This window comes from Spirillospora sp. NPDC048819, assembly GCF_040650055.1.
In the GTDB taxonomy this organism is placed as follows: Bacteria; Actinomycetota; Actinomycetes; order Streptosporangiales; family Streptosporangiaceae; genus Spirillospora.
This window is the reverse complement of record NZ_JBEZGN010000086.1, coordinates 1-4,065: the sequence shown is the minus strand read 5'-3', so window position 1 is coordinate 4,065 and position 4,065 is coordinate 1. Positions and strand designations below refer to the sequence as shown.

Sequence of the window (4,065 nt, the reverse complement as noted above, 5' to 3'; positions counted from 1 at the left end):
ATGCCGTGGGCGGCGGCGTAGGGAGCGGCGTGTTCGCGGATGTAGCGCAGGGTGGCGGGGTGTTCGGAGTCGTCGCCGACGTTGGCGAACAGGAACGTGGAGAAGTCGATGTGGCCTTGGGCGGCTAGGACGAGGGCGGCGGTGGATTGCCAGCCGCCGCCGTAGCTGAAGGCGCGGATCGGCCCGCAGGGCGGCTTCTGCTTCGTCTTCTTCGCCGGGGACGTGCGTGGTGGGTGCTGGTTTCTGGTTGCAGGGGTGGGACTCGGGCCGTGGCGGCGGTTGGGGTTGTGGTGTGGGTGCAAGGGCGTTCCTCCGGTCAGGTCTTGGTGGTGTGTGGGGTGGGGCGGATGGCGCCGATGTATTGGCGTTCGCGGTAGGGGTTGCCGGTGAATTGGGCGATGCGGACGACGTCGCCGGTGTGGGGCGCGTGGATCATGCGTCCGCGGCCGTAGTAGATGCCGACGTGGTGGATGGTGGCGGGGTTGCCCGGGTTGGTGGCGAAGAACAGCAGGTCGCCGGGTTGGAGTTGGCGGCGGGGGATGTGAGTGCCTGCGTTGTATTGGGCGGCGGCGACGCGGGGTAGGCGGGCGCCGGCCCTGGCCCAGGCATATTGGGTGAGGCCGGAGCAGTCGAAGCCTTTGGTGCCGGCGCCGTGGGCGATGCCGTAGGTGGGGCCGGAGGGTCCGCCGCCGCCCCAGGAGTAGGGGGTGCCCAGCCAGCGCAGGGCTGCCTTGACGGCGATGGCGCCGCGTCGGCTGGTGGTGGGGGTGGCGTAGTGGGCTGCCTGGTCGAGGACTTTGCGGACGTACCAGTCGGCGTGGTTGTAGTGCCAGATCGCGCGGCGCAGGTGCTTTCCGCCTTTGCCGGCGCCGTTGGCGCACAGGTAGTTGGCGGCGCCGTAAATCGCGTCGGCGGGGTTGTAGCGATCCTTGCGCCCGTCGTGGTCGCCGTCGACGCCGTAGGCGGCCCAGGTGGCGGCGAGGAATTGCATGGGGCCGCCGGCTCCGGCCGAGTTTTCGCCGGAGTGGGTGCCGGGCATGGTGGAGCGGCCGTGGTCGGATTCGATCTTTCCGATGGCGGCCAGGACGTTCCAGGGCAGGCCGGGGCAGGTGTGGGCGGCGTCGAGGTACCAGCGCAGGTAGGCCGGTGGGATGTCGCGTTTGGCCTCGGCGGTGGGTGCTCCGGCCAGCCCTGAGTCGATGCCCGCGGCCGAGTTCTGCCCGGCGAGGAGGATGAGGAGCGCCAGCGGCAGGAGGACGGCGGCGGCGCATGCGGTGGCCGCGGCCTTCACCGAGTGGGCCGCCGGGGTGAGGCGGGGCGGTTAGTCGGTGGTGTTGTTGGCGCCGGAGCGGGCGCGGCGTTGGGCGCGGTAGCCGGCGCCCTTCTTGGGCGCCTCAGCGGGTTGTGGCTGGTGGTTTGGGTCATCGGCGGCTTCCCCGGGTTGGTGGTGGGGCTGCCGCAGCACCTGGCGGACTGCTTCCCAGGAGTACCGGAAGTCTTTGCCGGTTTTGAGGGCGGGGATCTGCCCGGCGTTGGCCATCCGGCGGACGGTCTGGGGCGACAGGCCGAGTTTGGTCGCGAGTTCGGCGGTGGTGAGGACGTCGGGGTCGCGGCCGGGTGTCTCGGTCATCGCGGGGGCTCCTGGATCGGCGGTCACGGTTCGTCCTTCCAAGTGTGGTGGATGGGTGCTGCGGAAGCACGTTCTGACGTGTGATGGCGTTTCAAGAAATTGTTTTGTGATGCTTGCGCTCCATAATCTTGCCACGTACGGTGATCGTCCAGCAACCCAGAGCATCGATTCGGGGGTATGTGGGTGAGTCTTCGACAAACCGGACCGATCCCGGGCCATCAGGCGCGCGAAGAGGTGTTGGAGGTCGTCGTGGTCGGCGCGCATGGCGGCGCGGGAACGTCCACGCTGACCGCACTGCTGCTGGCGGCGTGGGATATGGGCTCGATCAAGCCGCTGCTGGAGGTGGGCCGTTCGCCGCTGCGCGCCAAGGGCCGCCCGGTGGTACTGGCGGTGCGGAACACCGCGGTGGCGGCCAAGGACGCGACGGCCGCGATCGGCGCGTTGTGGGACTGGGATGAGCGGGTGTCGGCGCTGGCGATCGTCAGCGACGGCGGCCCCGAATCGCGGGACGCCACGGCCCGATTCGCGCTGCTGGAAGGACGGGTCGGGGGCGTGGTGCGCGTTCCGCATGTGCGGGCGCTGCGGCTGGTGGAGGACCCGTGCGTGGTCGCTCTGCCCGGCAAGGCGCGCCACGCCCTCGATGAGCTGCGCCGCCTGGTCGGCGTGTCGGGCGAGCGGGGGCGATGCTCATGCTGACATCGCTGCTCGGCCTGTCGCGGCTGGTGCCGGGCGCCGACGTCGATGTACCCGATCCGCCTCCGGAGCCGCCGCCGGGGCTGGATCAGAAGATGAACACGCTGCTGGCATGGGGCAAGTGGGGCGTGCTGATCTGCGGGGTCGCGGGTCTGTTCATCTGCGCGGGCCAGATGGCCATCGGACGCAAGAACCGATCGACGTTCGCAGCTGACGGCGCGACCGGTATCCCGTGGGTGCTCGGCGGGCTCAGCCTGGCCGCGACAGCGGCGCCGATCGTCGGGGTGTTCTTCGAATGAGCCGACGCCAAGAGGGTGTTGCGTGGTGGCGTCGTGGCCGGGTCATCGCGATGACAGTGATCGCCGGAGGAACGTTGACCGGGCTGGCCGCGCCGGTGGCGTTCAGGACCGAGCCGAACAGCCCGCCCATCACCGTCCGGACGACGGTGCAGGCGGGGCAGCTGGTGAACGCTCCGCAGGTGTCGTTTGCGGGTGTGGCGTGGCGGGATTACCACGGTGTCCTTCTCCCCTACTCGGGGGCGGCTGGCCCAGGCGATGTCGGCGATGATCGGGCGGCCGGGTTTGCTCGCACGCCGCTGGGGGCGTTGCTGGCCGCGGTGCATATCGCGGTGCGGGCGAACGCGCGGTGGGGGCCGAAGGTGTTCGAGCCCACCATCGACGAGCAGGTCATCGGCCCGGACGCCGAAGCCCTGCTGGCCTCGACCCGCCAGGCGTACGAGGAGTTGCGCGGTGACCGGCCCGACGGTGCCGCGTTGGGGCGCGGGTATGTCGTGCTGGAGGGTTTCCGCTGGCAGGGCTACTCGCCGCAGGTCGCGAGCGTGGATCTGGTGTCGGCCGGTCCGGGCGACAGTGATGTGACCGCCCGCGCGGTGACCCGGATCCAGCTGCGCTGGCAGGACGGTGACTGGCGTGTCGTCGGACCGCCCGGCGGGGCGTGGTCTGGGGCGGCGTCGGCGATCGAGTCGCTGGACGGCTACGTCCGCTTGCAGGGCGGGGGTGGCTGATGCTTCCGCTCGACCCGTGCTCGCCGGTCATGGATCCGGCGTGCGTCCAGCCGGTGGACAACGACGGGGGCGGGAATCCGTTCCTTCCCTCGATGCCCGATATTGGGGGCGCGATCGGCGGGAAGGTGCTGGACGAGGCGGCCGAGTCGTTCCAGGCGGCGGTCGGCTGGCTGATCTCCAAGACCGCGTCCTGGTGGGTGGAGACCCCCTCGCCGGACCTGGAGAAGGAGTCGGCGATCGGGCATCTGCAGCTGCTGGTTCAGCCGTTGACGGTCGCGGTCGCGGTGATGGCGCTGCTGGTCGTCGCCGCGCGGATGGCGCTGACCCACAAGGCGAACCCGCTGATCGACGCCGGCCGGGGTCTGGTCGTGCTGACGGCGGTCACCGCGATCGGCGCGCTTGTGCCGAACCTGCTGCTGCAGTGGGGCGACGAGTGGTGCGGCTGGGTGCTGACCGCGTCCTCTCAAGGCGGCTTCGCCGAGCGGATGACCAAGATCGTGACGTTCCCGTCCGGGACACCGGCGGCGCTGGTGCTGATCTTGTGCCTGTTCGCGCTGTTCATCGGCATCATCCAGGCCCTGCTGCTGCTGTTTCGCGGAGGGGCGCTGGTCATCCTGGCCGGCCTGCTGCCGCTGGCAGCGGCCGGGATGCTCACCTCATCGACCAAAGCGTGGTTCACCCGCGTCGCGGGCTGGATGCTCGCGCTCATCTTCTACAA

At 70.3% G+C, this 4,065-nt stretch carries 5 protein-coding genes and 2 pseudogenes; 4 read left to right on the top strand and 3 right to left on the bottom strand.

Annotated elements, in window-relative coordinates; genetic code table 11:
* The 3 genes and pseudogenes from AB0C35_RS45810 to AB0C35_RS45800 all read right to left on the bottom strand — a co-directional run.
* Positions 1 to 302: pseudogene (locus AB0C35_RS45810) on the bottom strand (hypothetical protein); the annotation flags it as partial.
* 14 nt (positions 303 to 316) lie between these two features.
* On the bottom strand, positions 317 to 1,291 hold the full coding sequence (locus tag AB0C35_RS45805; RefSeq protein ID WP_358470925.1) for a bifunctional lytic transglycosylase/C40 family peptidase: 975 nt from the start codon (positions 1,289 to 1,291) through the stop codon (positions 317 to 319).
* Positions 1,292 to 1,321: 30 nt separating this feature from the next.
* The gene (locus AB0C35_RS45800; protein ID WP_358470922.1) at positions 1,322 to 1,630 is read right to left on the bottom strand and encodes a helix-turn-helix domain-containing protein; all 309 of its coding nucleotides are present in this window, start codon (positions 1,628 to 1,630) and stop codon (positions 1,322 to 1,324) included.
* A 249-nt stretch (positions 1,631 to 1,879) separates the two neighbouring features.
* Here AB0C35_RS45800 and AB0C35_RS45795 point away from each other — a divergent pair, with 249 nt between their 5' ends.
* The 4 genes and pseudogenes from AB0C35_RS45795 to AB0C35_RS45780 form a co-directional block, all read left to right on the top strand.
* The gene (locus tag AB0C35_RS45795; RefSeq protein ID WP_358470919.1) at positions 1,880 to 2,326 is read left to right on the top strand and encodes a hypothetical protein; all 447 of its coding nucleotides are present in this window, start codon (positions 1,880 to 1,882) and stop codon (positions 2,324 to 2,326) included.
* Complete coding sequence (locus tag AB0C35_RS45790; RefSeq protein ID WP_358470917.1) at positions 2,320 to 2,622, top strand: hypothetical protein; 303 nt, start codon at positions 2,320 to 2,322, stop codon at positions 2,620 to 2,622. The genes AB0C35_RS45795 and AB0C35_RS45790 overlap by 7 nt, the downstream gene beginning before the upstream one ends.
* Before the next feature lie 74 nt (positions 2,623 to 2,696).
* Positions 2,697 to 3,347, top strand: coding sequence for a hypothetical protein (locus AB0C35_RS45785; RefSeq protein WP_358470914.1), 651 nt, complete (start codon positions 2,697 to 2,699; stop codon positions 3,345 to 3,347).
* Positions 3,347 to 4,065: pseudogene (locus AB0C35_RS45780) on the top strand (hypothetical protein); the annotation flags it as partial. The gene AB0C35_RS45785 and the pseudogene AB0C35_RS45780, both read left to right, overlap by 1 nt.

What these genes read in the sequence shown, in the direction of transcription:
- AB0C35_RS45800 (WP_358470922.1), bottom strand. Translation starts at nt 1,630, where the DNA reads ATGACCGAGACACCCGGCCGCGACCCCGACGTCCTCACCACCGCCGAA.
- AB0C35_RS45790 (WP_358470917.1), top strand. Translation starts at nt 2,320, where the DNA reads ATGCTGACATCGCTGCTCGGCCTGTCGCGGCTGGTGCCGGGCGCCGAC.